Origin of the sequence: Roseateles sp. (assembly GCF_039595595.1) — a bacterium.
Taxonomy (GTDB): Bacteria; Pseudomonadota; Gammaproteobacteria; order Burkholderiales; family Burkholderiaceae_C; genus Roseateles.
In genome coordinates this window covers 151,146-176,115 of record NZ_JBCNLG010000001.1, presented here as the reverse complement: position 1 = coordinate 176,115, position 24,970 = coordinate 151,146, and the positions used below count along the sequence as shown (strand labels likewise).

General features: G+C 68.6%; 21 protein-coding genes. 7 read left to right on the top strand and 14 right to left on the bottom strand.

Annotated features, from left to right (window positions below; all coding sequences use genetic code 11):
- Positions 1-79: 79 nt before the first annotated feature.
- Entirely contained in the window at positions 80-1,168 is a 1,089-nt protein-coding gene (locus ABDW61_RS00780; RefSeq protein WP_343635210.1) for a hypothetical protein, read from the top strand.
- Between the two features lie 12 nt (positions 1,169-1,180).
- Here ABDW61_RS00780 and ABDW61_RS00775 read toward each other — a convergent pair whose 3' ends face one another.
- The 9 genes from ABDW61_RS00775 to ABDW61_RS00735 form a co-directional block, all read right to left on the bottom strand.
- A complete protein-coding gene (locus tag ABDW61_RS00775; RefSeq protein ID WP_343635208.1) occupies positions 1,181-1,399 on the bottom strand; it encodes a hypothetical protein in 219 nt (72 codons plus the stop codon).
- Between the two features lie 18 nt (positions 1,400-1,417).
- Complete coding sequence (locus tag ABDW61_RS00770; protein WP_343635206.1) at positions 1,418-1,894, bottom strand: PIN domain-containing protein; 477 nt, start codon at positions 1,892-1,894, stop codon at positions 1,418-1,420.
- Positions 1,891-2,172: an AbrB/MazE/SpoVT family DNA-binding domain-containing protein gene (locus tag ABDW61_RS00765; RefSeq protein WP_343635204.1), complete on the bottom strand. Its 282-nt coding sequence runs from the start codon at positions 2,170-2,172 to the stop codon at positions 1,891-1,893. The genes ABDW61_RS00770 and ABDW61_RS00765 overlap by 4 nt, the downstream gene beginning before the upstream one ends.
- A 3-nt stretch (positions 2,173-2,175) precedes the next feature.
- Positions 2,176-2,694, bottom strand: coding sequence for a GNAT family N-acetyltransferase (locus ABDW61_RS00760; protein ID WP_343635202.1), 519 nt, complete (start codon positions 2,692-2,694; stop codon positions 2,176-2,178).
- 162 nt (positions 2,695-2,856) lie between these two features.
- On the bottom strand, positions 2,857-3,519 hold the full coding sequence (locus tag ABDW61_RS00755) for a 3'-5' exonuclease (RefSeq protein ID WP_343635199.1): 663 nt from the start codon (positions 3,517-3,519) through the stop codon (positions 2,857-2,859).
- The gene (locus tag ABDW61_RS00750; protein WP_343635197.1) at positions 3,516-3,836 is read right to left on the bottom strand and encodes a nucleotide pyrophosphohydrolase; all 321 of its coding nucleotides are present in this window, start codon (positions 3,834-3,836) and stop codon (positions 3,516-3,518) included. The genes ABDW61_RS00755 and ABDW61_RS00750 overlap by 4 nt, the downstream gene beginning before the upstream one ends.
- A gap of 377 nt (positions 3,837-4,213) precedes the next feature.
- Positions 4,214-4,861, bottom strand: coding sequence for a 7-carboxy-7-deazaguanine synthase (gene queE, locus ABDW61_RS00745; protein ID WP_343635195.1), 648 nt, complete (start codon positions 4,859-4,861; stop codon positions 4,214-4,216).
- Entirely contained in the window at positions 4,858-5,970 is a 1,113-nt protein-coding gene (locus ABDW61_RS00740; protein WP_343635193.1) for a 6-carboxytetrahydropterin synthase, read from the bottom strand. The genes queE and ABDW61_RS00740 overlap by 4 nt, the downstream gene beginning before the upstream one ends.
- Positions 5,971-6,302: 332 nt before the next feature.
- Complete coding sequence (locus tag ABDW61_RS00735; RefSeq protein WP_343635191.1) at positions 6,303-7,352, bottom strand: S1/P1 nuclease; 1,050 nt, start codon at positions 7,350-7,352, stop codon at positions 6,303-6,305.
- Positions 7,353-7,540: 188 nt separating this feature from the next.
- On the opposite strand from ABDW61_RS00735, the gene ABDW61_RS00730 reads away from it, so the two are divergent.
- From ABDW61_RS00730 to ABDW61_RS00705, 6 genes are all read left to right on the top strand, one after another.
- Positions 7,541-7,759 carry a molybdopterin-binding protein gene (locus ABDW61_RS00730; RefSeq protein WP_343635189.1) on the top strand — a complete coding sequence of 73 codons (219 nt, stop codon included), beginning with the start codon at positions 7,541-7,543 and terminating at the stop codon, positions 7,757-7,759.
- Between the two features lie 20 nt (positions 7,760-7,779).
- Entirely contained in the window at positions 7,780-8,400 is a 621-nt protein-coding gene (locus tag ABDW61_RS00725; RefSeq protein ID WP_343635187.1) for an alpha/beta hydrolase, read from the top strand.
- A gap of 102 nt (positions 8,401-8,502) precedes the next feature.
- Complete coding sequence (locus ABDW61_RS00720; protein ID WP_343635185.1) at positions 8,503-8,949, top strand: SRPBCC family protein; 447 nt, start codon at positions 8,503-8,505, stop codon at positions 8,947-8,949.
- A 317-nt stretch (positions 8,950-9,266) separates the two neighbouring features.
- Positions 9,267-11,402, top strand: a complete 2,136-nt coding sequence (locus ABDW61_RS00715) for a protein-disulfide reductase DsbD domain-containing protein (RefSeq protein ID WP_343635183.1) — start codon at positions 9,267-9,269, stop codon at positions 11,400-11,402.
- A gap of 52 nt (positions 11,403-11,454) precedes the next feature.
- Positions 11,455-12,111: a redoxin domain-containing protein gene (locus ABDW61_RS00710; protein ID WP_343635181.1), complete on the top strand. Its 657-nt coding sequence runs from the start codon at positions 11,455-11,457 to the stop codon at positions 12,109-12,111.
- A 205-nt stretch (positions 12,112-12,316) separates the two neighbouring features.
- Entirely contained in the window at positions 12,317-17,767 is a 5,451-nt protein-coding gene (locus tag ABDW61_RS00705; RefSeq protein WP_343635179.1) for a diguanylate cyclase, read from the top strand.
- A 22-nt stretch (positions 17,768-17,789) separates the two neighbouring features.
- Here the strand turns inward: ABDW61_RS00705 and ABDW61_RS00700 are convergent, their stop codons facing one another.
- From ABDW61_RS00700 to ABDW61_RS00680, 5 genes are all read right to left on the bottom strand, one after another.
- On the bottom strand, positions 17,790-18,701 hold the full coding sequence (locus tag ABDW61_RS00700) for a TIGR02285 family protein (protein ID WP_343635177.1): 912 nt from the start codon (positions 18,699-18,701) through the stop codon (positions 17,790-17,792).
- 249 nt (positions 18,702-18,950) lie between these two features.
- A complete protein-coding gene (locus tag ABDW61_RS00695) occupies positions 18,951-19,910 on the bottom strand; it encodes a sulfate ABC transporter substrate-binding protein (protein WP_343635962.1) in 960 nt (319 codons plus the stop codon).
- Between the two features lie 231 nt (positions 19,911-20,141).
- A complete protein-coding gene (locus ABDW61_RS00690; RefSeq protein ID WP_343635175.1) occupies positions 20,142-22,877 on the bottom strand; it encodes a TonB-dependent receptor in 2,736 nt (911 codons plus the stop codon).
- A 28-nt stretch (positions 22,878-22,905) separates the two neighbouring features.
- The gene (locus ABDW61_RS00685) at positions 22,906-23,853 is read right to left on the bottom strand and encodes a CysB family HTH-type transcriptional regulator (protein WP_343635173.1); all 948 of its coding nucleotides are present in this window, start codon (positions 23,851-23,853) and stop codon (positions 22,906-22,908) included.
- A 164-nt stretch (positions 23,854-24,017) separates the two neighbouring features.
- Complete coding sequence (locus ABDW61_RS00680; RefSeq protein ID WP_343635172.1) at positions 24,018-24,941, bottom strand: CysB family HTH-type transcriptional regulator; 924 nt, start codon at positions 24,939-24,941, stop codon at positions 24,018-24,020.
- Between the last annotated feature and the right edge of the window lie 29 nt (positions 24,942-24,970).

Here is a 24,970-nt window from a genome sequence, read left to right as displayed (position 1 = left end):
TGAGCCACCTGAATTGAATACTTGATCCCAAGCCTGAATCACTTGTCCTCCAGGTCTTCAAGTTTTCAAGGAGAGCCCCATGGCCGCCACGATCCATCGCCACGACGACGTCATCACCGTTCAGCAACTCGCCCTGCCGATGACGCCAGTCGAGGCACGCGACAGCGCCGCGGACGATGCCGGCGCGTCGAGCCACGAACGCGTCGGCTTCGAGCTCGGCTGGGACTACGCCCATCACGGCATGACGCCGCCGGTGGAGCAGCTGTTCCGTCAGTCGCCGCTGCAGCAGGGTTGGCAGCTGGGACGCTCGACCTTTGGCGCCCGCACGCTCAAGGCGCCCGCGCACACGCAACTGTGGCTGTCGCTGCGCCTGCATGCCTGGCAGCGCGGCCGCAGCTTCGAAACGCTGCTGCTCACGCCCAACTATCTGCAGCAGCTGGACACGACGCACTGCCCGGTCAGCCGTCTGCCCTTCAGCGAGGAACCGGATCATCCACAGCGCCGCTCGATCGACCGTGTCCGTGACGATGCCGGCTATGCCGCCGGCAACCTGGCCGTGATGAGCCACGCCGCGAATGTCGCGAAGCTCGATCGCGGCTGGCAGCAATGCTGGGCGATGGCGCAGAGCCTGCGCCAGGGGCCGATGACCATGGCCGGCGGCCTCAACGCGGACGCCTGGGAACGGATGGCGATCCTGGCCAGCTTCGTGACGCCGATGTCGCACGACCTGGCCGCGCAGCTGCCGATGCTCGTGCTCCCGCCGAACCGGTTGCGGCTGTTCAACCCGGTGCAGGCACTCCAGGCACTGGTGACGCGCCAACTCGCAACGCCCGGCTGGAGCCAGCGTCTCACGCGCCTGGAGGCGCTGATGGCCGAAACGCTGCGGGCCGATTTCCGCAAGTTCGTGCTGGCCCTGGTGCCGCGCGTGCTGCGCTGCCAGTCGCTGACCGACCCGATGGACATCCGCTGGGCGCTCGAAGACGCATGGCGCGATCCGCTGCTGCAGAAGCGCTGGACCCGTTTCGCGCAACAACTGACCCCGGAGCTGGCCGAGGCGCTGGTGCAACGCGCCGCGAACAAGCGCCTGAGCCCCGTGCGCGTGCAGCGCCACGCGGCGCCGACGGACGGCTGGGCACTCGAACGTCAGGGCTTCCGCAGCGCGTCGTGAGGCGCGTCCGGATCAGCCGGGGATGCCGACGTGCAACTTCTCGAGGCCGCCGTTCTGATCCTGCAACGCGACGTGATAGCCGCGTTCCTTGAACCAGTGGGCCCAGTTCCGCGCGAGGGATTTCTCCGGCAGCCAGGGGCCGGTGCGGTCCATATGAACGCGATTGCCGCGGCGTTCGTAGAACACCACGCGCCACATGTTGGTCGGGATGCGGTCGTGAAAGCTGCCCATAAGCGACCGCGGAATTTATCAAAGCAGCATGTCGCGCTGGGAGGGGGGCAACACCTGGAACCATGCCGACATCGCACAGACCGTGCAGAGTTGCCGGGCCGCCTGGCTGCGGCTGTTCGCGGACCATTCCGACAGCGTCTCGTCGTCGCTCAGCAGCAATGACGCATGACCTTGGATCGCGAGCTGGACCAGCGCTTGCGCAGAGTCCGTCAGACCAGCGGCGCGGGGGACACGCGCCGGCTTCACGACCTCGGCATAAGGCAGGAAATCCGCGAGCAACTCCTGCTGCTGCGCTGTGGACAAGCGCAACTTCGGAAACGCAAGCGCGCGCATCAGCGTCGCAGCGAGCCCGGGACTGACCAGCGGCCGCAGCAGCCCCTGCTGCCAGGCGCGGCGCAGCGCCTGCGCCTGGCCATTCGAGCCCACGAGCGCGCGCAGGATCAACGCCGGATCGATGACGGCGAGTTCCGCCGCCCGCTTCGATCGCCGGCTCATGCCGAGCGAGTCGGCTTGCGGGTTGCGCGCTTGGCGGCCGGCTTGACCGCGGCCTTCGCCGCCTTCGATGCGAAGGCGATCGCCTGCGCCACCACCTCGTCACCGAGCTCGAGTTCCGCCAGCTTGGCCCGCACCGCGTCGCCGCGCTGGATGCGCACCGGCGTCAGCAGCACCTGTCCGGCCTGCAACTGCACCTCGAAGTACTGCACGGGACCGAGCTGGTCCGTGACGCTTTTCGGCAGGGTCAGCTGGTTCTTGGACGTCAGCTTCGCCAGCACGGATCAGACCAGCGAGCGCTGCAGGCGCAGTTGCTCCAGCGGCTTGCCTTCAACGTCCACGGCCTTGACGCTGTCCGACTCCGCGCGAAAGCCCGCCATCTGGAAGAAGCGCATCGCGCGCTCGTTGTTCTTGTAGGTCCACAGCGTGACGCGGGTGCAGCCTTCCTCCTGAAGACCTTCCTGGGCCGCTTCGACCAGCGCCTGGCCCACGCCCTTGTCCCAATGCGAGGGAGCCGCGTACATGGCCCAGATCTCGCCAGTGGTGGACGGGGTGCCCTTGTCGCGCGAGCGGTCGAAGCCGACGAAGCCCATGACCTCGTTGTCCAGATGCGCGACCAGCACCTGCGGTTCGCACATGTTGATGGCCTCGCGCCAGTAGGCCTGGCGCTGGGCCACGGACAGGCCGTTCAGGGCGGCGTCGGGCCAGAACGTCTTGTACGCGTCCTGGGCGGAACTCACCTGGATCTGGGCGATGGCCTTGGCATCACGCAGCGTGGCCGGGCGAATTTGAATACTCGACATACCTTGAGAACAAACGCAATTCGGGAAAGGGCGGGATTGTCCCAGCCAATGCGGCCAAACGGGCATCTTGACAGCAAATGTTTTGCTGACCTCCGATCGCCAAGGCCCGCGCCCATCGCGCGCCGCGCTGGAGGTTCACACATGCGAACTTCCGCGGCGCGATCAGACCAGCGCGGCCTGCAGATGGCGGCGCAGATCGCGGGCGTAGCCGGTCGCCGCCTTGTGCCAGTGAGGCCGCGCCACGGCCTGCAAGCGCAGCAGCAACTCATGCTCGACGCTCAGTTCCCCGAGAAATTCCGCGAGTTCAACCCCGATGTCGCGCTGCATCCGCTGCACGAGTTGCGCGGTCGTCATCGCGTCGGCGAGCGCGCGGTGCGCGCGGCCGTTGTCCGGCAGCTGGTGATAACGCGCGAGCGTGCCGAGCTTGCAGTTCGGCGACTCGGGATAAAGCCGCCTGGCCAGTTTCACGGTACAGGCGAACTCGGGCGCGATGCGGGGCGCGGCCTCGGCGCGGTCGAGCTCGTGCAGCCAGAAGCCGCGATCGAATCCCGCGTTGTGCGCGACGAAGCCGCAGCCCTCGGTGAACGCGGCGACCTCGCGCATCACCTGCGCCGCGTCGGGCGCGTGCTCGACCATCTCGTTGCTGATGCCGGTGAGGCGCTCGATCATCGGCGGGATCCAGGCGCCGCTGTTCATCAGGCTCTGGTACTGGCCGACGATCTCGCCATCGCGCAGCAGCACGGCGGCGATCTCGGTCGCGCGGCCGCCGCCTTGCGGCGAGTTGCCGGTGGTCTCGAAGTCGATGACGGCGATGGTGCGCTTCATGCGGCGGAGGTCGGGGCGGGGTACTTGACCGCGTTCATCGCGATCTTGCGGTCGACCGCGGCGGCCAGGTCGACGCCGGCGCGGTCCGCGATCTGGAGCAGGTACATGAGCACATCGGCGACTTCCTCGCCCAGGTGCTGATGCTCGTCGGCCGACAACTGCTGCGACTCCTGGGCGGTCTTCCACTGGAAGATCTCGACGAGCTCGGCGGCTTCCACGACCAGCGCCATGGCGAGGTTCTTCGGCGTGAGGTACGGGTCCCAGTCGCGGGCTGCGGCGAACTCGCGCAGCCGCCGTTGCAGGTCGGCAATGTCCATGGGTCGGCAGTGTGCAAGTCCGTCGCCGCGGGCTCAAGCGCGGTGTGCGCTGCGAGAGCGCCACAGCAACGCCGCGGAGAAATTTCGTGCCTCTCTTTTCAACATCAAGGTCTTAAATATCTTCCCTGGTCGTCTTAGTAGAGGCGGCCCGTTTCTGTGGACAAGTCGAATTTCTCTCACAGCGCCAAGGACTTGCATCGATCACAACCGTGTGCGCGGAGGGCCTGGTTGGCGTTGCATGGAAAGACAACAAGACCGGGGAACAGGCGCCCGGCTGTGGAGAAGCCCCCAGTTGCGAGAAAGTTTTCCACAGCCTTGTTGGCTTTACAGCGCCCTTCGAGTTGCGCTAGCGCGCCCCGTGACTGTGGATAAGCGCCTCAATCGATGCCGACGACCTTGTGCATCTGGATCGACAACTTCCATTGCGGATGCGCCATGCAATACGCGATGGCGGCCTTGGTGTTCTGCTTCTGCAGCACCGAGTCCATCGGCTGGAGGAAGAAGTGATCGAAGTGCAGCGCCGCGAAGCGTTCGGGCAAGGCCAGCGGCTGTGGATAAACCAGCTTCAACTCATGGCCCCTGGTCAGGACAAGCTCGGCGTCGGCCTTGGGACTGACGCAGATCCAGTCCAGCCCTTCGGGCGCGGGCTGGGTGCCGTTGGTCTCGACGGCGATCTCGAAACCCTGTGCCTTGAGCGCGGTGATCAGCGGGCCGTCCAGTTGCAGCAGCGGCTCGCCGCCGGTGCAGACGACGTACGGCGCACCCGTCTTGCGGCCGTGCTCGTCGATCGGCCATTTGGCGGCGATGGCCTCGGCGAGCGCGTCCGCCGAGGCGAACTTGCCCCCGCCCTGCCCGTCCGTGCCGACGAAGTCGGTGTCGCAGAAGCTGCACACGGCGGTGGCGCGATCCTGCTCGCGGCCGCTCCACAGGTTGCAGCCGGCGAAGCGGCAGAACACGGCCGCACGGCCGGCCTGGGCGCCCTCGCCCTGCAGCGTGTAGAACATTTCCTTGACGGCGTAGGTCATACGGGAATCAGCTCCTCGAACGGACCGTGGCTGACGATGACGCCGCTGCCGCGGGTTTCGTAGAGGTCGACGCGTTCCAGCGGCTCGAGTTGGGACTTGGCCTGGCGCAGCACCCAGGCGGCGACGCTGGCGGTGTCCGAGTCCGGCAATCCAGCCAGTTCGTGCAAGGGATGGTGGTCCATGGCCTTGTAGATCGGATCGAACAGCAGCTTCACGTCGCTGAAGTCCATCGCCCAGCCGTACACCTGGTCCAGCGGCGCGTTCAAATGCAGCCGCAGCGTGAAGGTATGGCCATGGATGCCGGCCAGCGGATGCTCCGACGGCGCCCGGTTGAGCTTGACCGCGCTGTCGAGGGTGAATTCCTTCCAGATCCGGTAGCGCTCGCCGTCGAAGTTGGCGCCGCTGGAGCCGGTCTCGTAGACGGTGACCCAGCTCAGTTCCGGCAGCTGAGGCTTCAGCCGCTCCCACAGCCAGGACGAGATCAACTCGCTGGTGGGATTGGACAGGCCCTCGATCTCGTTGAGGCACTGGTAGTTGAGCTGCGCATGGAACGGCGCCCACAGGGCGTCGAGGTGGTCGTAGTCGATGCTCAGGTCGCGCTCGCCCAGGTCCTGGTCGGCGTGCAGGATCAGCTCGAAGCCATGTCCGTGCATGCGGCCGCACTTGTGGCCCATCGGCACGTGGGGCAGTTGATGCGCGGCCTGGAAGCGATAGCGCCGCCAGACATGCGCGTGACCGTTGGCGTCCAGGTCGACGCCGGAATGCGAGGTGCTCTGAATGCCGACCTGCGTGATGCCGGGAACGTGGAACTCGGTCTCGAGGCGGCGGCGGATCCAGCGCGCGATGTTCTCGTCGGTGGGTTGCGTGATGTGCTGGTTCAACAGCGCATGGTCCAGCGGGGCGACGCAGCGCTCGAGGCAGTCGCGCAGCGCATGGACCTCGCCACCGGGGAACGGCGCCCAGCCGCTGGGCAGTTCGGCGCGAACGGTGGCCAGATAGCTGTGGCCGTGGAGACCGCGGGCGCGGTGTCCAGGAGGGAGCGCATCGATCTGACACGCCGACTCGAACCCCGCCGAAGCGGTGAAAAGTGAAGCGGGAGAAGAAGACATTCCGGAAGTGTGACATGCCCGGTTTTCTTATCCCCTTGTGTTGAATATCTCCTTGGTCGTATTGGTAGGTGTTGGCGGGTTGGTGTGGATAACGCCCGATTTGCCTGCCAGGTCAACGAGTTGCGACCGGAGCAAGGATGTGGGCCGGACCCGGGGCAACGCCGGGATGAGCAGACAACAAGTTCCGGCGCGCCGGATCCGGTGTGGACAACCGGGGAGTTGTTCAACGCGCATCCCCAGGGTTATGCACAAGCCCGCCATCAAGACCGTTTTCGTCCGTCAGGACGAAAAAAAGCCCCGCACTGCGGGGCTTCGCTCGGCGAGCTCGATGCTCACTTCTTGCCAGGCTGGTCCGGCCAGATGCTCTCGAGCAACTGGGCCAGACGCGCACCGCCCTTGATCACGTTCTGGCGCGTCTGCTCGAGACTGCGGGCCTCGTAGCCCGCCGGCGGCGTGGCGAGCCAGCGCGGACCCCGCAGACTCTGCTGTCGGGGGCCGAAGCTCATGCCCTCGAAGGCCTCCTTCGCGCCGAGCAGCGATTCGCTGGCCCACTGCACCGGCCAATCGTCCGGATTCCCCGTTGCCGGCGGCACCTCTTTCGCCAGGGCCGGCATGGCTGCCAACTGCTGCGCGCTCAGACGCCCCGGGAGCCCATCCCAATAGCTGTGCAGATTGCCGCCCGGGGTGCCATCCGGCCGCGGCAGGGTGATCGCATTGGCGCCGACGGTGTGCGTCTGCGCGTCGGCGCCCTGCTTGTCGGGGTCGTACGGCTGGCCGTCCGCGTCCAGGTAGAGCGAGCCCATATGCAGCGGTTGATGCATGTCGCCGATCGCATGCGCGACCAGCGCGAGCGCATCACGCTCGGTGAAATCCATCGGTGGCGTCTGCTTGCCGGTTCTCAGTACGAGGATCGCGGCCTTGAGCGCCGGCACGATGTCGTGATCGCTGGTGCCGATCGCTCCGGGCACATAGCGGCCGCGCTGGATGGCGACGTTGGCGTAGTGGTACTGCTTGTTGCAGGACTCCTCGCCGGGCTTGGGCTGGCACTGCTCGAAGTTGCGCTTCACGTAGTCGCGCATCCGGGCCTCTTCCTCGGCGTTGTTCTCGAACACGGCGCACTCCGGGAAGCGGCCGGTGACGGCGTACTTGAAGTCGTTGCCGGTGTCGATGCCCTTGACGCAGTCGTCCCAGACCGCGATGTCCCGAAGCGAGACCGGACCGAGGATGCGCCTGACTTCGGCCTCGGCGCGATGGCCCTTGATGAGCTGGGCGGCGATCTCGCCGACGGTGTTGTGGCCGACGGCGCCGAAGCCGAAAGCCGAGCCGCAGCAGGCGGCCAAGAGCGACAGTGCGGCCACGCCGCGCGCAAGGGAAGAACTCATGTCATCAAACCTGTCTCGGGGGATCGGCGATTGTGCATGTCGCTCCATGACAGGCCGCAACGGAGATTCCCGCGCCCCGGGCGCCCTGCGATCCATATGCGGGCGCCGCATGTTCATCGGCAAAGCGCTTCGTTCGGCAAATGAGCGCCGCTGCCTAAGCTGGTCCCCATCTTTTCAGGAGCCCACGCATGAGCATCACCGCCATCAACGTCCGCAACCAGTTCCGCGGCACCATCAAGGAGATCGTCGAAGGCCCGGTCGTGTCCGAAGTCGACGTGCAGACGGCCGGCGGACTGATCGTCACGTCGGTCATCACCACGCGCTCGGTGAAGGAACTCCAGCTGACGGTCGGCAAGGAAGTCGTCGCGCTGGTGAAGTCCACCGAGGTGTCGATCGCCACGCTCTGAGCGCGGCCCAGGAGACCGTCATGGCGCTCTACCCTCTTCGCGCGTCGCAGCGCTCCGCGAGCACCGAGCCTCGGCTGCTGATCATTCCCGGCCTGCACGACAGCGGGCCGGCGCATTGGCAGAGCTGGCTCGAGCAGCAATACCGCGATGCGCATCGCGTGCGTCAGCGGGATTTCAGCCATCCCGATCTGGAGCGCTGGTCCGAGCGCATCCAGGCGCGGCTGGACAACGCCGGACCGGGCGAATGGATCGCCGTGGCGCACAGTTTCGGCTGCCTGGCGCTGGCGCACCATCTGCAGCGGCATCCGGACTCGCCGGTGCGCGAGGCGCTGCTGGTCGCACCGGCCGAGCCCGACAAGTTCGGCCTCGCCGAAAGCCTGCCGCACCAACGGCTGGGCCGCCCGACAGCCATCATCGCGAGCCAGAACGACCCGTGGATGAGCGCCTCCAGCGCCCTGCGCTGGGCCACGCGCTGGGGCAGCAGCTACAGCAACATCGGCCTGGTCGGACACATCAACACCGAGTCCGGCTTCGGCCCGTTCCCGCTGGCCAAGCGCTGGGTCGAGGCCGCCCGCGCCCGCGCCGCCCGCGAGCGCCGCCCCGAGCGCGCCAGCATCCTGGAGTGGTCGTTCTCGGTCTGAGCCCCCCTCGGGGAATCCCTGTCAGGGGCGCGGAGTCTCGCGCCGGACACGTTCCAGGACTATGGTCAGCCCCTCGTTCCATCCAGAACCAGGGAGACCTCAATGCCCTTCACCATCCGCCTGCACCGCGTCCTCAAGGCACCGCCAGAACGCGTGTACCGCGCCTTCACCGACCCCGCGGCCATGTGCAAATGGCTGCCACCCCACGGGTTCACCGGGACCATGCATCACATGGAAGCCAAAGTCGGCGGAACCTGGCGCATGTCCTTCACCAACCTCTCCGCCGGCGGCAGCCACACCTTCGGCGGGGAATACCTCGAACTCGAACCCGGCCGCAAACTCCGATACACCAGCCGCTTCGATGACCCCAACCTGCCCGGCGAGATGACCACAACCATCGAGCTGACTCAGGTCTTCTGCGGGACCGAAATGCAGGTCACCCAGGAAGGCATCCCCGACGTCATCCCGTCCCAGGCCTGCTACCTGGGCTGGCAGGAGTCGCTGACCCTCCTCACGCAGCTCGTTGAACCCGATATTCCGAACGGCTGAAGAACACCGTTTTCCTGGCAGGGGGTGTCAGGGTCTGCGTATTTTTTCGAAGGGATTTTGGCGTTCGAAAGTCCCCAATGACCCCGCACGGCCAAGCGCGGGCTCTCCACGACGCGAGGGGGCTCCCTCCAGGACCCCCTCGCATCATTCCGGCCCCATGACCATTTGCTGACTTCCCCTTTCCCCCTTTCGTTCGCGAATCACGGATCAAGGCAATCAAGGAGAAGCGGCGCTTACGGTTTCTTCGAATCCACGAAGTAAGGAAACAAGGAAACGACGCCTTGTGAGCGCTTCAACCATTCCCTAGCATCGCCGCCATGCCGCGCTTCGATCCGTCCCGCCTGCGACCCATCGCCGCCATCGCGTGCCTCGGCCTGGGCATCGGCGTCGCGCTGCCCGCCCCTGCGTCACCCTCAGATCGCGCATCGACCGACGAAGTCGAAGTCCGCCTCATCAGCGCGTCCTCGCAGGTCTCGCCCGGACAAACCGTCCTGGTCGCCCTCGAGCAACGCATCGCGCCTCACTGGCACACCTACTGGAAAAATCCCGGCGACTCAGGACAGCCCACAAGCATCGACTGGCAACTCCCAAAGAACATCACCGCCAGCGACATCCACTGGCCCGCACCCAAACGCTTCGACGTCGGCCCCATCACCAACTACGGCTACGAAGCGCAAGTCCTCCTGCTCACCGAGATCCACCTCCCCGATAGCCTGACCCCTGGCACCTCCGTCGCCCTCACCGCCGAAGCGAACTGGCTCGTCTGTCGCGAGGAATGCATCCCGCAACAAGCGACGCTCGCCCTGTCATTGCCGGTGGCCGCCTCGGCAACGCCTTCCCCGGATGCGGCGACGTTGTCCACAGCGCTGTCCTCATTGCCCGCGAAGGCAAGCTTCGATGCGTCCGCTCGCGTCGATGGAAAGGAGCTCGTCGTCAGCTGGCCCGTCGCTGCGACCGCGCAGGCGAGACAAGCGCTGTTCATGCCCAATGACTGGGGCCGCATCCAGCACGCGGCAAAGCCACGGCTCGATCGCGACGGCGATGCATGGCGCCTTCGCATGCCCGTCGGCGAACAGCCTGCGCCGGCCGGACAAGTGCTCGAGGGGTTGCTGCTCGTCGACGGCCAGGCCTGGGAAGTCCGCATGCCGGTGCTCAACGGGAACGCGCCATCGCCGGCGCCTGAGCCAGCGAACGCGAATGCTTCCGCGCTCGGCCTGTGGACCGCGATGGGTCTGGCCTTGATCGGCGGCCTGATCCTGAATCTGATGCCGTGCGTATTTCCGGTGCTCGCGATCAAGGCGCTCGGCTTCCTGCAAGGCAGTGCGAGCGAGCACCGGCGCCAAGGGGTGGCCTACACCGCCGGCGTGCTGATCGCCTTCGCCGCCCTGGGCGCGGTGCTGCTCGCCTTGCGCAGCGCCGGCGGCAGCATCGGCTGGGGCTTCCAGTTTCATTCCCCGGTATTCGTGTTGTTGCTCGCCTGGCTGCTGTTCGTGCTCGGCCTGTCGCTGGCCGGCCATCTGCAGATCGGTGGCGGTTTCGCCGGCATCGGGCAAAGCCTGGCCAGCAGGCCCGGTCTGGCCGGCAGTTTCTTCACCGGCGTGCTCGCGACGGTCGTGGCCACGCCTTGCACCGCGCCCTTCATGGGCGCGGCGATGGCTTTCGCGCTGGCGCAGCCGGGGCCGCAGTTGATGGCGGTGTTCCTGTCGCTGGGATTCGGCCTGGCGCTGCCCTATCTGGCTCTGGCCTGCTGGCCCGCGCTGCAGCGCCGCATGCCGCGTCCTGGCCCGTGGATGGAGGTGCTCAAGCAGGCCCTCGCCTTCCCGATGTTCGCGGCGGCGATCTGGCTCGTGTGGGTGCTCGCGCAGCAGGCCGGACCGTTGGGCGTGCTGATCGTGCTCTCCGGCATGGTGTTGATCGCGCTGGCCGCCTGGGTTCGCATGGTGAGCCGCCATGCATCGGCCCAATGGCGCTGGACGGGGGCGGGCGCCGCGCTGGCAGCGGTCATCGGTGCTGTCGCGCTGGTGCCCTCGTTGCCGGCGATGAATGGCGGCGAGACGTCTTCATCCAAGGACTCGGCCATCGCCGCTGCCGCTGAGGGGCACGAGCCCTATTCGCCAGAGCGCCTTTCGGAGCTGCGCGCGCAAGGCAAGCCGGTGTTCGTGAATCTGACCGCGTCCTGGTGCATCACCTGTCTGGTCAACGAGCGCGTGGCGCTGTCCACGCAGGAGGTGCGCGAGGCCTTCACCCGCGAGGGCGTGACCTACCTGAAGGGCGACTGGACGCGCCAGGATCCGCGCATCACGGCCTTGCTCAAGCAGCACGATCGCAGCGGCGTGCCGCTGTACCTGTTCTATCCCGCCGGCGCCGGCAGCAGTGCGCAAGTGCTGCCGCAGGTGCTGACGCCTGGCATCGTCACTTCGGCGCTGCGCGCCGGAGAGGCCGCCGTCCGTTGAACCGCTCCCTGAACCGCTCCTTGAAGCGAGCCCCAACCTGGAGATTCCTGCGATGAACGCTTCGACCACCGCTTCCTCCATGCCGGCCACCTGGTCGCGCCGCGCCGTACTGGCCACCGCCGCGCTCGCCGCGTCGATGGCGATGACCGGTCCCGTGCTCGCGCAAGCGCAGCTCGACCAGCCCGCGCCCGCCTTCAGCGCGGCCACGGCTGACGGCAAGACCGTGACGCTGGACAGCTACAAGGGCAAGACCGTCGTGCTGGAGTGGACCAACCACGAGTGCCCCTACGTGAAGAAGCATTACGGCAGCGGCAACATCCCCGCGCTGCAGAAGGAAGCGACCGCGCAGGGCGTGGTGTGGCTGCAGGTGATCTCGTCGGCGCCGGGCCAGCAGGGCAACGTCGACGGCCCGACGGCGATCAAGCTGAACAAGGATCGCGGCGCCGCGCCGACGCAGGTGTTGCTCGATCCGAGCGGCCAGATCGGCAAGAGCTATGGCGCGCAGACCTCGCCGCATCTGTTCATCGTGAATCCGCAAGGCGTGCTGGTCTACAAGGGGGGCATCGACAGCATCGCGACGGCGAAGGTCGACGACATCGCCAAGGCCGATCCCTATGTGAAGACCGCGCTGAGCGAGCTCGCGGCCGGCAAGAAGGTGACCCACGCCAGCACCAAGCCCTACGGGTGCTCGATCAAGTACGGGAGCTGAGCCGCCGAAGATCACCTGCGCCGCGCGATTCGCGTGCGCGTTTCCCCCTCGCTCCCTTCGGGGGCGAGGGAGTTGAGTCCGTGGCGGCGCCTGAACTGTCGCTTTCTTCCGCTTCCTCCCCGATTCGGGGGCCGCTTGAGGGCGAATCGGCGCAAGTGCGCCGTGTCCTGCCGTTACAGTCTGCGGACAACAGAGAGCGGACGGGATGACGGACAGAGCAGCGTGGGAGGCGGCCGATCCAGGGGCTTGGCAGACGGAGCGGACGCTCCACCAGGGCCGCCGGACCGAGGTCGTCCAAGTCGGCGATGGCGCCGGCCGCAGTGCGGTGCTCAAGCGCCTGCGCGATACCCACGCCGAACCCGCCGCCATCGCGCGCCTGCGCCGCGAGCACGAGCTGGCGCAGCGCCTGGAGCCCGCTTTCGTCCTTCGCCCCACGGCCCTGATCGAGCACGACGGCCGCCCCGCGCTGCTGCTGCCGGCGCTCGGCGCGGAAACGCTGCGCCACCGCCTGCGCCGCGGCACCTTGGACAACGACGAGTTGATCCAGATCGCGCTCGATCTGGTCGAGGCGCTGCGACACCTCCACGGCCATGGGCTGATTCATCGCAATCTCGGACCCGGACAGATCCTGCTGCTGCCCGGCGCTGGCCGCGAGGAAGGCCGGACGCTGATCGCGGACCTGGGCCTGGCCGCCGAGATCGAACGCGAACGCCCGCTGGTGCAGCGGGCCGAGCTGATCGAGGCCTCGCTCGCGACGCTCGCGCCGGAGCTGACCGGCCGCATGAGCCGCGATGTCGACTACCGCGCCGACTTCTACAGCCTCGGCGCCACGCTGCTGGAGGCGCTGACCGGCGCGCCGCCATTCAGCGTCGAGGATCCTGCGCGAGCAGTCCATGCGCACCTCGCCGTCGCCGCGCCGATGGCGACGGCGCGCAACCATCAGGTCTTCGCGCCCTTGGCTCAGGTGGTGGCGCATTGCCTGCACAAAGAGCCCGAAGGCCGCTATCAGAGCCATCAGGCGCTGCGTCACGATCTGCAGCTGTGTCAGGCGGCGCTGCGGCAGGGCCGCGCGTTGCCCGGCTTCGAGGCCGGCCATGGCGATGCGGCGGTGCGCTTCCAGCCGAGCGGCCGGCTCTACGGCCGCGAGTCCGCGCAGGCTCAGCTGGGTCAGGCCTTCGACGAGGCCGCGCGGGGCCATGCCGCCGGCCCGGGCCTAGTGGCCGTCGCCGGCTTCTCCGGCATCGGCAAGACGGCGCTGGTGCTCGCGGCGCAGCGCAGCCTGCTCGCCCAGCGGGGGCACTTCGCGGCGGCGAAGTTCAACCAATACGGCCAGGACCGCCCCTATGGGCCACTGCTGCATTTGCTGCAGCAGCGTGCGGCGCTGGTGCTGGCGCTGCCGATGGCCCTGCAGGCCCCATGGCGCGAGCGGCTGCGCGAGCGCCTGGGCGCGAATGCCGCGCTGCTGGCGCAGGCGCTGCCAGAGATGGCGCCGCTCCTGACGCTCGACGCGCCGTTGGTGCCCGTCGGACCGGCTGAGGCAGAGAACCGCTTCCTGCGCAGCGTCAGCCAGGGCTTCGCGGCGCTCGCGCGCGAGGGCGAGCCGCAGACGCTGTTCCTCGATGACTGGCAATGGGCCGATCGCGCGTCGCGCCGGCTGCTGCGCGAATGCCTGAACGACGCGACGCTGCGGCACACGCTGTTCGTGCTCGCCTATCGCGACAACGAGATTCCGCCCGGGCATCCGATCGCGCAGGAGCTGACCGAGCTGCGCCAGCAGCTGGGCGAGCGCTTCACGCCGCTGCGCGTGGGCCCGCTGGGGCTCGATGACACGCGCCACCTGATCGCCGATAGCCTGCATCGCGACCCCGAGGCCGAGGACAACGGCCTGGACGAGCTGGCTCGGCTCTGCCAGACGCGCACGGCGGGCAATCCCTTCTTCCTGCGACGGCTGCTGGAGGACCTGGTCCGCCGCGGCCTGATCCATTACGACCCGGCCGCGCAGCGCTGGGACCACGCGCTTGAACGGATCGCGGCGACGCGCACGGCGGACAACGTCGTCGCGCTGATGCTGCAGCAGCTCGAGCGCCTGCCCGACGCGACGCGCCAAGCGCTGAGCGTGGCCGCGCTGCTGGGCGCGGGCTTCAGTCTCGACAACCTGGCCGTCGCACTGGACGTGGCGCCCGAGACGCTCGCCGTGGACCTGCTGCCCGCGTTGCAGGCGCAGCTGCTGGTGCCGGCGAGCGCGCTTTACCGCTACGCGCCGCAGCTGCAAGGCCAGGCGAGCGAGTCGGTCCGCTATGCCTTCGCGCATGACCGCGTGCAGGAGGCGGCGCTGCAGCGCATCGCCGCCGATCAGCGGCCGGCGCTGCAGCTGCGCATCGGGCGCCTGTTGCGTGACAGCCACCTGGCCGCGCAACCCGGCGCGCCGCTGCCCTACACCGCGCTGCACCATCTGAACGCGTCGCGCATGCTGCTGCGCGATGCCCACGACGGGCGCGAACGGCAGGCGCTCGCCGGCTTCAACGCGCAGGCCTCGCGGCAGGCGATGGATGCCGCGGCGTTCGAGCCCGCGGCCGACTACGCCGAGCTGGCGCTCGAGCTCGCGCCGACCTCGCCGCATCGCGCCGCCTGGCTGCATCACGCGGCGCGCATGGCCTACCTCGCAGGCCGCCCGGCACGCATGGATGCGCTGCTCGAGTCGGCGCTCGCCGACGCGCGCGACAACGCGGAGCGGGCTCGGCTGCTCGAGGTGCGCATGGAGGCCTTCTACGCGCAAGGCCGGCTCGCCGAGACCGTCGACCTCGGGCTCGAGCTCTTCCTGCTGCTCGGCGCCCAGTTGCCGAGTACCGCCGGCCCGGATCCGATGGCCTCGGTGATGGCGCTGCTGGCCGCGCTGCAGCAGGAGATCGCGGCGATCGGCCTGGACACGCTGGCGCAGCGCGCGCCGATGCGCGACGAGCAGCGCCTGCTGCTGATCTCCATCGCCGCCAAGATGACCGCCGCCGCCTACATCGTGCGGCCGGCGCTGCTGCCGTTGCTGACGCTGTTCCAGGTGCGGCTGATGGTGGACCACGGGCATGTGCCGCAGGCGCTGTCGGCGTACTCGGTGCTCGGGCTGATGTGCGCGGAGTTCCTCGGTGACTACCGCTTCGCGCACGACCTCGGACGCATGTCGACGGCGCTCGTGGAGCGCCATGGCTGGATGCAGGTTTTCGCGCATGCGGGCTTCTCGTTCCACGCCTTCCTCAGCCATTGGGTGCAAGGCCTGCGCGTGAGCATGGATGGCCTGATGCAGACGCATCGCAATGGGCTGGAGTTCGGCAACCTTCGGCATGCGGGCCTGGGCCTCTATGTGCACGACGCGCATGCCTTCCTCGCCGGCACGCCGTTGCCGGCGCTCGAGCAGCAGCTCGTGACGCACGGCCAGCGCCTGCGCGCGATGCGCCAGCCGGTCGCCGCGGACTACGAGGACGCCTTGCTCGAGCTCGTGCTCGCCTTGCAGCGTCCGCGCTTGCCCGACGAGGGCTTCGACGGGATGGAGGCCCTCGCGCGGACCTACGGCGAGCGCCAGGATCAGACCGGACTGATGTTCCTGCAGGGCTGGCAGGCCGTGCTGCATTTCGTCGCCGACCGGCCAGAGCCCGCATTGCGCCTGGCGAAGGAGGCACGCGCCCTGTTCGCCGCGGGGCGCGGCATGCACGCGCAGTCGCTGCTGCTGTTCATCGCGGCATGGGCGGCGCAGCGCGTCGCGCTGGCCGGCGGCGAGCGCGATCAGGCGCTCGAGGAGGACGCGCTGACGCGCCTGCGCCGCTGGCGGGACGCGGGACCGGGCCATCTGCGCGAGCGCGTCGCGCTGCTGCTCGCGCAGCAGGCGATGCTCGCGCAGGCGCCGGACGAAGAGATCGAGCGGCTGCTCGATGGCGCGCTCGAGGCGGCGCAAGGTCCGCACGGCACGCCCCTGGATGCCGCGGCGGTGCTGCGCGCGCAGGCCGCGTGGTGGCGCGATCGCGATCCGCCGCGCGCCGGCCACGCGAGGCAGCGCCTGCAGCAGGCGTGGAAGGACTGGGGCGTGATCGCGCTCGCGGGCGAAGCGCTGGCGATGCCGGGATCGCTCGATGGCCACGGGGAAGCAGGGGGAGCACCGGGCGGCGTGCCAGCCAGCGGCATCGCCCCCTCGGGAGAGATCCGCGGCGATGCCGCCGACCTCAGCACGCTGACGAAGGCGGTGCAGGCCATCAGCAGTCAGCCGGACCTGCCGCGGCTGCTGCGCCGGCTGTTGGAGGTCGTCGCCGAGAACGCCGGCGCGCAGCGCGCCGCGATCGTGCTCGCGAGCGGTTCGGCCGGCGTCACGCGCTGGGTGCTGCAGGCCGAGGCGATCCTGGGCGCGCAGCCCAAGCTGCATCTGCTCGAACAGTTGCCGCTGGAGCGAGCCGGTCAACAGCTGCCGCTGGCGCTGATGGGCCGCGTGCTGCGCGATGGCCGCCGTGAGCTGATCGTCGACGCGCGCGGCCTCGCGACGATGGAGGACTACTTCCAGCGCCACGCGGCCCCGCCGCGCTCGGTGCTGGCGCTGCCGCTGCTCAAGCAGGGACAGACCGTCGGCGCGCTTTATCTGGAGAACGCGGCGGCGGCAGGCGTGTTCACCGAGGCGCGGGTCAGCTTCCTGGAACTGCTGTGCGCCAACGTCGTCAACGCGGTGGACAACGCGCGGCTCGTGACCGAGCTGCAGGAACTCAATGCCAGCCTGGAGCGCCGCGTGGCGCAGCGCACGCGCGAACTGGCCGACAGCGAGGAGCGCTTGCGCGCGGTGCTGGATCACGCGCCGATCCCGATGGTGGTGACGCGCGATCACGATGCGCTGATCGTCTACGCCAACCAGCCGTCGGCGGACATCGCGGGGCGCTCGCTGGATGACCTTGTCGGCAAGCCGGCGATCAGCTTCTACCGCGACCCGCATGACCGCGACCGCATGCAGCAGAAGTTCCACCAGGAGGGCCGGCTGCAGGGCGAGGAGCTGTGCCTGCTCGCGGCCGATGGCAGCGAGTTGTGGATCCTGCTGTCGCAGGTGCCGGTGAACTACGACGGCGCGCCGTCGGTGCTGAGCACGCTGGTGGACTTCACCGATCGCAAGCGTCTGGAGCTGGAGCTTCAGCGGCTGGCGACGACGGACGCGCTCACGGGCGCGGCCAACCGCCGCAGCTTCCTGGAGCAGGCCGAGGCGGAGCTGGCGCGCAGCCGGCGCTACGGGCTGGAGATGGCGCTGGTGATGATGGACGTGGACCACTTCAAGCGCATCAACGACACGCTGGGCCATGCGCGCGGCGACGCGGCGCTGTGCCACCTGGTGCAGCTGTGCGCACAGATCGTGCGCAAGCAGGACCTGCTGGGACGGCTCGGCGGCGAGGAGTTCGCGCTGCTGCTGCCGCAAACCTCGATGGAGGACGCGGCTCACCTGGTCGAGCGGCTGCGCCATCACATCGAGACCAGCGGGCTGGAACTTCAGGTTGGATCGCCGCCGGCCTCGCTGACCGCGAGCTTCGGTGTGACGGCGCTGCGGCCGGAGGACCTGCGTGTCGAGGAACTGCTCGGGCGCGCGGATCAGGCGCTCTATCGCGCCAAGGACGGCGGACGCAATCGCGTCGAGCGGCAGGCCTGAGCGCTGGCGGCCCGCTCGCCGCTCAGGGCTCGATGTGGGAGGGCTTGGCGCGTTCGCGATAGAACGCGTCGAAGCGGGCGGCGTAGTGGGCCTGGGTCTCGGGCGTGAGCCAGTGCATGAGCCCTTCGCGCAGATCGGCGGCGCCTTCGGGCCGGCCATAGGCCTTGTCGACGCCGCGGATCGCGGCGAGTCCCCAGGGGGTGCGCGGACAGGCGATGCCGGCCATCACGAACTCGCTGGCGCCGTTGATCGGCACGGAGACCAGGTCGGCCGGATTGCCGACCATCACGAGCGCCATGTCCTGATCGATCGAGTAGTCGGCGCGATCGAGGCTGAGCATTTGCAGCACGCGCGCGCCGAAGTCCTTCGGCGAATAGAACGTGACCGCGCTGCGGGCCGGCCGGGCGGCGAGCAGCTCATCGATCGCCTGCCCATAACGGCGGCCATCGACGATCGCGCCGCGCATCGTGCGGTCCGCCAGCAGCCTGGGCAGCAGCACTTCGCCGGCGGCGTTGCGCGGGACATGCGACAGGCGGTCGCGCCGCACGATGAGCTGCGGCGGCGGCGTGAGCTGGGTGTTGATGAAGTAGGCGACCTTCTCGCGCTCGGGCGTGCGGACGACGTTGGCGCGGCAGACCTCGTCGCCGTTCTCGATCATCTGCCAGCTGCGTTTGGCGTTGGCCAGCAGGATCTCGTGCTCGACGCCGGGCCAGTGCTTGCCAAGATAGGCGACCACGCGGCCGGCGACGCCGCTGGCTCGACCGCTGCCCGTGCGCGGCGAGAGATCGGAGGCGAGCCAGGTGATCTTCGTCACCGTGACGAGTGGCGCGGCTGGCGTCGCCGCTCCGCTCTGCGCAAGCGCGGCCCGGCCGGCCAGCGAGGCGGCCAGCAGCACGACGGTGAGCGCCGCGCGGATCGAAGGGGTGTGAATCACGGCGGCGAGCATACGGGCATCGCCGAGCGCGCCCGAGGGCCGCTCCGCAGCGCGTTGCATCCGGAGCGGCACTTGATCACTCCCCGAGGCAATCTGAGGGGGGAGGCGAAAAAAAGCCCCACTGGCCATTGCCAGCGGGGCTGCTCGCACAGAGCGAACGGTCAGGATGCCTTTGACGCCGCGTGAGCCGCGTCCGAGACCGACCGAGGAGACAAACTTGAATGCCGTTGGCGCAGTCCTCTGGAGGACTCAGCGCGCCGCGTTGATCTGGTCGAAAACGCCGCCGTCGTCGAAGTGCGTCTTCTGCGCATTGCGCCAGCCGCCGAAGACCTCGTCGATCGTCACCAGCTTCACCGGCGCGAACTGCTTCGCATACTTCGCCGCGACCTTCGCGTCGCGCGGCCGGTAGTAGTTCTTCGCCGCGATCTCCTGCCCTTCGGCCGAGTACAGGTATTCCAGGTAGGCCTGCGCCACCTTGCGCGTGCCCTTCTTGTCCACCGTCTTGTCCACCACCGACACCGGCGGCTCCGCCAGGATCGACAGGCTCGGCGTCACGATCTGGAACTTGTCCGGTCCCAGCTCCTTCACCGCCAGGTAGGCCTCGTTCTCCCACGCGATCAGCACGTCGCCGATGCCGCGCTCGACGAAAGTCGTCGTTGCGCCGCGCGCGCCCGAGTCCAGCACCTTCGTGTTGCCGTAGATGCGCTTGACGAAGGCCTTGGCCGAGTCCGCGTTGCCGCCCGGCTGCTTGAGCGCATACGCCCATGCGGCCAGGTAGTTCCAGCGCGCGCCGCCCGAGGTCTTGGGATTCGGCGTGATGACGTCGACACCGCTGCGAGCCAGGTCCGGCCAGTCGTTGATCTGCTTGGGATTGCCCTTGCGCACCAGGAACACGATCGTCGAGGTGTAGGGCGAAGCGTTGCTCGGCAGACGCTTCTGCCAGTCGGCCGGCACCAGCTTGCCGTGGTCGTGCAGCGCGTCGATGTCGTAGGCCAGCGCCAGCGTCACGACGTCCGCGTCCAGGCCGTCGATCACCGAGCGCGCCTGCTTGCCCGAGCCGCCATGCGAGTTCTTCACCGTCACGGTCTCGCCGGTCTTGGCCTTCCAGTACTTGGCGAAGGCCGCGTTGAAGTCCTGGTACAGCTCACGCGTCGGGTCGTAGGAGACGTTGAGCAGCGTGACCGAGCCCTGCGCCTGGGCCAGGGGCATCAGCGCACCGCCCAGCAGAGCGGCGGTGGCAAGCAGCGAGACGGAGCGGCGAATGACGTTCACGGGATTCTTCTCATGGCGGGGTTGGGGGAGCGCTCAATGTAGGCAAGCGCACAGAAGCTGTGAACGAAGAAGTTCTGCTTTGCTTTGCAGTCGCTCGCGAAGATGAAAAAAGGGCCGCCCCCTCGTGAGGAGCGGCCCCGCGCCGGCACGGTCGAGCCGGCGATCGGATCAGGCGCCGAAGCGGTGTTCCAGTTCGATCCACCCCTGGCGGCCATGCGGCAGGTAGTAGCCCACCGGGTAGTACGGCCAGGTCGCGCTCGGGTCGCGGCGGATCTTGTCGAACACGTTGTTGACGATCAGGCTGAGCCGCGTGTTGCGGCCGACCTGCCAGGCGGTGCTGGCGTTGACGTTCCAGTACGGACCGACCCACGCGCCGCTCTCCTCGCCGGGAATCCGTCCATTGCGCTGCGCCGAGAGCGTGTGCGACCAGTCGCCGATCTTCCAGTTCACGCTGGCATTGAGCCGGCTCGGCCAGTCGGTGAAGTCGCGCGTGCCCACGATGTTGGCGTTCTCGTCCCCGGCGAACTGCTGGTACTTGAAGTTCCTCACCTTGGTGTACTTCGCGTCCACCGTCCAGCGGCCCCAGGACTCGAGCGACCAGCTGTAGCGCGTGCCGACGTCGATGCCCCAGGTCGATTCGTTGGAGGCGTTGATCGGATTGACGCGGATCTCGGCCACCTCGCCCGGCCGCACCAGCGCGTCGGCGGGATTGCGGCGGATGCGGTCGATCGCGTCCTTGCAGGTCGGCGATTGGATGTCCTTGGCCCCGGCCCGGCAGTCGGCCTCGGTGCGCAGCAGGCCATCGGCGCTCAGATCCGTGACCAGGTCGCGGATCGCGATCTTCCACAGGTCCACCGACAGGTCGAAGGACGCCGCCGGCTGCCACACCGCGCCCAGGCCCCAGGAGCGGCCACGCTCCGACTTCAGGTCCGACGAGCCGGTGCGCACGTAGTTGAAGCCTGGCGAGACGTTGGCGAAGTCGCAGCTCGACACCGGCTGGCCCGCCTGCGCGCAGCGGTAGTAGTCCGTGGACGACGAGTAATAGCCCTTGGTCTGCTGCGCGAAGATGTAATTCATGTCCGGCGCACGGAAGCTGGTCGCGTGCTGCGCACGCAGCAGCAGCGTGGACAGCGGCCTGAACTCCAGGCCCGCGTTGTAGGTCGTGCTGCCGTCGTTGCGGCCGGCGAAGTGATAGCGATCATGCCGCGCGGCCACCGTCGCGGTGAGCTGCTTGGTGATCGGCGCGTTCAACTCGCCGCCCAGCGCCAGGCGGTCGCGCGTGCCGCGCACCGCCGGCGAGTTGCTCGTGTTGTAGAACACGCCGGCGCCCAGTTGCGGATCGGCTTCGTTGCGGAAGCCCTGCAGGCCGGCCTCGGCCACCACGGCCGTCTTCACCGGGCCGCCGGGCAGCGTGAACCACTCGCCGCTGGCGCTGGCGCTGAGCTGCTGGCTCCAGCTCGCATTGCGCGTCCAGCTGCGGCCGGTGACGCCGTCGATCTCCTGCGGCGTCAGCGGCCGGAACAGCCGTGCCGGATCCGCGGCGTAGATCAGCGTCCCGTCCGCGTCGGTGCCGAGCCGCGGGCCGAGCAGCAGCTGATCGATGCCTGACAGCAGCCGTGGCGTGGTCGTGCGGTTCAGGTAGTAGGAGCTGTTGGCCGCGACCTCGAAGGTCCAGCTGCCGCTCAGCTCGCCGCGCGCGCCGATGACGACGTTGTGCGTCGCGTCCTGCCACTTGCGGTTGAAGCGGTCGACCCCGCCGAGCTCCTCGGGCGCGAAGCGCCGCGTCCAGGTCTCCAGCAGGCCGGTCGTCGCGTTGCGGAAGTAGCTGTTGCCCACCACGTCCGAGGTCCAGCTCGGACCGCGGGTGTTGTTCTCGGTCCGGGCCCAGCCGAACTGGCCCTCGGCGAACAGTTCCAGCCCGTGATCCAGCGACCAGGTCAGCCCGCCCGCCGCCTGCGCGCTGCGGTTGCCGGTCTGCGTGGTCCAGAAGCTCGGCGAGGCGCGGCCGCTGCCGCAGTACGTGCCGCTCTTGCCGGTGTACGCGCTGGTCGACCCTTCGAAGAGGCTGCCCGCCGCCGCGCAGCCGTCGGCCGGCGTCAGGTACTTGCCGGTCGAGGCGTCGCGGCGGCCGAAGACCACCGTCGGCGCGGCGCCGCTCAGCGTCGTGTCGGCCATGAAGTCGCGCTGGCGGCTCCAGATCGGCTCGCGGCCGCTGAGTTCCACGCCCCACACGCCCTGCAGCCGGCCGCCATCGAAGCCGCCGGTGATCTGGGCGCGCGCGTTCTCGCCGCCGCCGCGCTCGGTGGCGCCGGCGCGCAGGTTGACGGTGATGTCGTCGACGCGCTTCTTCAGCACGATGTTGACCACGCCCGCGATCGCGTCCGAGCCATACACCGCCGACGCGCCGCCGCTGAGCACCTCGATGCGGTCGATCAGCGCCGACGGGATGTTGGCGATGTTGACGAAGTTGACCGAGCCTTCATAGGCGGTCGGGTAGTCGGCGACGCGGCGGCCGTTGACCAGCACCAGCGTGTGGTTGGGGCCGAGCCCGCGCAGGCTGATCGCATTGGCCGCCGGCGTGAAGGTGTTGCCGAAGTCCTCGCCCTGCGTGAAGCCGGTGTTCTCGGTCAGGTTGCTCAGCACGTCGGAGACGTTCTTGTAGCCCAGCCGGTCGATGTCCTCGGCCTTGATCACGGTGACCGGGCTGGGGCCTTCGCTGTTGACGCGCAGGATGCGCGAGCCGGTGACGACCACCGAGGGCAGCGGCGCGTCCTTTGCCGGAACGGCTTCCTGGGCGAAGGCGTGGGTGACTGGAAAGAAGGCGGGGAAGGCGGCGGCCAGGGCGGCCACCAGCGTGGCGGCCGGCCGGGTGAGGCGGGCCGCGTGCTGGACGATGGGCTTCAAGAGGGTCTTCCTTGTGGGAGTGAATGGATCAATCGGAGCCGCCCGGCACGGCGCGTGCCTGCTCCACCAGATCCCGCGTCAGCGGCGGCGCGAAGGTCTCGATGAAGGCGTAGACGTAGTCGCGCAGGTAGGCATCGCGCCGCACCGCGAGCCGCGTCAGGTTGTCGGCGAAGAGATGGCGCGCGTCGATCGCGCGCAGGTGACGGTCGCGCTCCTCGTCGAAGGCGATGGCGGCGACGATGCCCACGCCCAGCCCCAGTTCGACGTAGGTCTTGATCACGTCCGCGTCCATCGCCACCAGCACGACGTCCAGGTCCAGCCCCGCCTTGGCGAAGGCGTCGTCGATGTGCGAGCGGCCGGTGTAGCCGGTCTCGTAGGTGATGACCGGGAACTGCGCCAGGCGCTCCAGCGTCAGCGGCGTGCCGGCGGCGGCCTCCGCCTCGAGCGCATGCCCCGGCGGCACCAGCACGGTGTGGGTCCAGCGGTAGCACGGCAGCGTCAGCAACTGCGGATGCAGCGCCAGCGCCTCGGTGGCGATGCCGATGTCGGCCTCGCCATCGATCAGCAACCGCGCCACCTGCTGTGGCGAGCCCTGCGTGAACTGCAGGCTGACCTCCGGATGCGATTCGCGGAAGTCGCGCACCGCCGGCGGCAGCGCGTAACGCGCCTGGCTGTGCGTGGCGGCGATGCGCAGATGGCCGCTGTCGGCGCGGGCGAAATCCTCGCCGGCGCGGCGCAGGTTCTCGGCCTCGCGCAGCAGCCGCTCGACGATGGGCATCACGTTGCGGCCCGGCTCGGTCAAGCCGGTCAGGCGCTTGCCGGCGCGCACGAAGATGTCGATGCCGAGCTCGTCCTCGAGCTCGCGGATCTGCCGGCTCACGCCGGGCTGCGAGGTGTGCAGCGCCTGCGCCACCTCGGTCAGGTTGAAGTTGCGGCGCTGGGCCTCGCGGACGGATCGGAGTTGCTGGAAGTTCATGGGGGGCTTCGTGTGCAAGCCTCGAAAGTCGCTTGCTTATGCGGATTGATTATTCGAATCCGCGCCTCCCATGTCCTCCAACAAAAATCGATAAGCAATCCCGCGTGCCGCGCCTATGCAAACCAGCGCATGGCGCAACGCAACGCGATGCGGCGCGCGAGCGCTCAGGCGTCCGGATCCATCGCCTCGCGCACCGCGTCCTCGGTCAGCTCGGCGACGCATTCCTGCAGGAAGCGATAGGCGAAGCCCCGCAGGTAGTGGCCGCGCTTGAGCGCGATGCGCGTCGTGTTGGCGGGGAAGAGATGGCTCGCGTCGATCAGGCGCAGGCCCGAGTCGCGCGTCGGCTCGAAGGCCATCGCCGCGATCACGCCCACGCCCAGGCCAACCTGCACGTAGGTCTTGATGACGTCCGCGTCGAGCGCCGACATCACCACGTCCGGCGCCAGTCCCGCCGCCGCAAAGCTCGCGTCGATGCGGGCACGGCCGGTGTAGCCCTCGTGATAGGTGATGAGCGGCTGCTCGGCCAGCGCTTCCAGCGTCAGCGGCTGGCCGATGAGCGGATGTCCCTCCGGCACGACCACCGCGTGCCGCCATTCGTAGAACGGGAAGGTGACGAAGGCGTCATCCTTGCCGAGCGCCTCGGTGGCGATGCCGATGTCGGCCTCGCCGGATTGCAGCAGCGACACGATCTCCGACGGACTGCCCTGGTGCAGCACCAGGTGCACGCGCGGATACGCGGCCTTGAAGCGCGCCACCACCTGCGGCAGCGCGTAGCGCGCCTGCGTGTGCGTGGTCGCGATGGTCAGCTGGCCTTGATCGGCGCTGCTGAACTGCTGCGCCAGCCGCTTGATGTTGCGCACGTCCTGCAGCATGCGGTCGACGACGACCGCCAGCTCCTTGCCCGGCTCCGTGAGCCCGAGCAGGCGCTTGCCGCGGCGCTGGAAGAGCTCGACGCCGAGCTCGTCCTCCAGGTCCTTGATGTGCTTGCTGACGCCCGACTGTGAGGTGAACAGCGCGGCCGCCACCTCGGTCAGGTTGAAGTTCTGCTGCACCGCCTCCCGGACGATGCGGAGCTGTTGGAGATTCATGGTCGGAGGACTCGCGGGATCGCGCGCTC

Bases quoted from the DNA above. Each gene is read 5' to 3' on its own strand.
- ABDW61_RS00735 (WP_343635191.1), bottom strand. From the start codon at position 7,352: ATGAGTTCTTCCCTTGCGCGCGGCGTGGCCGCACTGTCGCTCTTGGCC.
- ABDW61_RS00770 (WP_343635206.1), bottom strand. From the start codon at position 1,894: ATGAGCCGGCGATCGAAGCGGGCGGCGGAACTCGCCGTCATCGATCCG.
- ABDW61_RS00680 (WP_343635172.1), bottom strand. From the start codon at position 24,941: ATGAATCTCCAACAGCTCCGCATCGTCCGGGAGGCGGTGCAGCAGAAC.
- ABDW61_RS00755 (WP_343635199.1), bottom strand. From the start codon at position 3,519: ATGAAGCGCACCATCGCCGTCATCGACTTCGAGACCACCGGCAACTCG.
- ABDW61_RS00720 (WP_343635185.1), top strand. From the start codon at position 8,503: ATGCCCTTCACCATCCGCCTGCACCGCGTCCTCAAGGCACCGCCAGAA.
- ABDW61_RS00710 (WP_343635181.1), top strand. From the start codon at position 11,455: ATGAACGCTTCGACCACCGCTTCCTCCATGCCGGCCACCTGGTCGCGC.
- ABDW61_RS00725 (WP_343635187.1), top strand. From the start codon at position 7,780: ATGGCGCTCTACCCTCTTCGCGCGTCGCAGCGCTCCGCGAGCACCGAG.
- ABDW61_RS00780 (WP_343635210.1), top strand. From the start codon at position 80: ATGGCCGCCACGATCCATCGCCACGACGACGTCATCACCGTTCAGCAA.
- queE (WP_343635195.1), bottom strand. From the start codon at position 4,861: ATGACCTACGCCGTCAAGGAAATGTTCTACACGCTGCAGGGCGAGGGC.
- ABDW61_RS00695 (WP_343635962.1), bottom strand. From the start codon at position 19,910: ATGCCCCTGGCCCAGGCGCAGGGCTCGGTCACGCTGCTCAACGTCTCC.
- ABDW61_RS00750 (WP_343635197.1), bottom strand. From the start codon at position 3,836: ATGGACATTGCCGACCTGCAACGGCGGCTGCGCGAGTTCGCCGCAGCC.
- ABDW61_RS00740 (WP_343635193.1), bottom strand. From the start codon at position 5,970: ATGTCTTCTTCTCCCGCTTCACTTTTCACCGCTTCGGCGGGGTTCGAG.
- ABDW61_RS00685 (WP_343635173.1), bottom strand. From the start codon at position 23,853: ATGAACTTCCAGCAACTCCGATCCGTCCGCGAGGCCCAGCGCCGCAAC.
- ABDW61_RS00715 (WP_343635183.1), top strand. From the start codon at position 9,267: ATGCCGCGCTTCGATCCGTCCCGCCTGCGACCCATCGCCGCCATCGCG.
- ABDW61_RS00775 (WP_343635208.1), bottom strand. From the start codon at position 1,399: ATGGGCAGCTTTCACGACCGCATCCCGACCAACATGTGGCGCGTGGTG.
- ABDW61_RS00760 (WP_343635202.1), bottom strand. From the start codon at position 2,694: ATGTCGAGTATTCAAATTCGCCCGGCCACGCTGCGTGATGCCAAGGCC.
- ABDW61_RS00730 (WP_343635189.1), top strand. From the start codon at position 7,541: ATGAGCATCACCGCCATCAACGTCCGCAACCAGTTCCGCGGCACCATC.
- ABDW61_RS00705 (WP_343635179.1), top strand. From the start codon at position 12,317: ATGACGGACAGAGCAGCGTGGGAGGCGGCCGATCCAGGGGCTTGGCAG.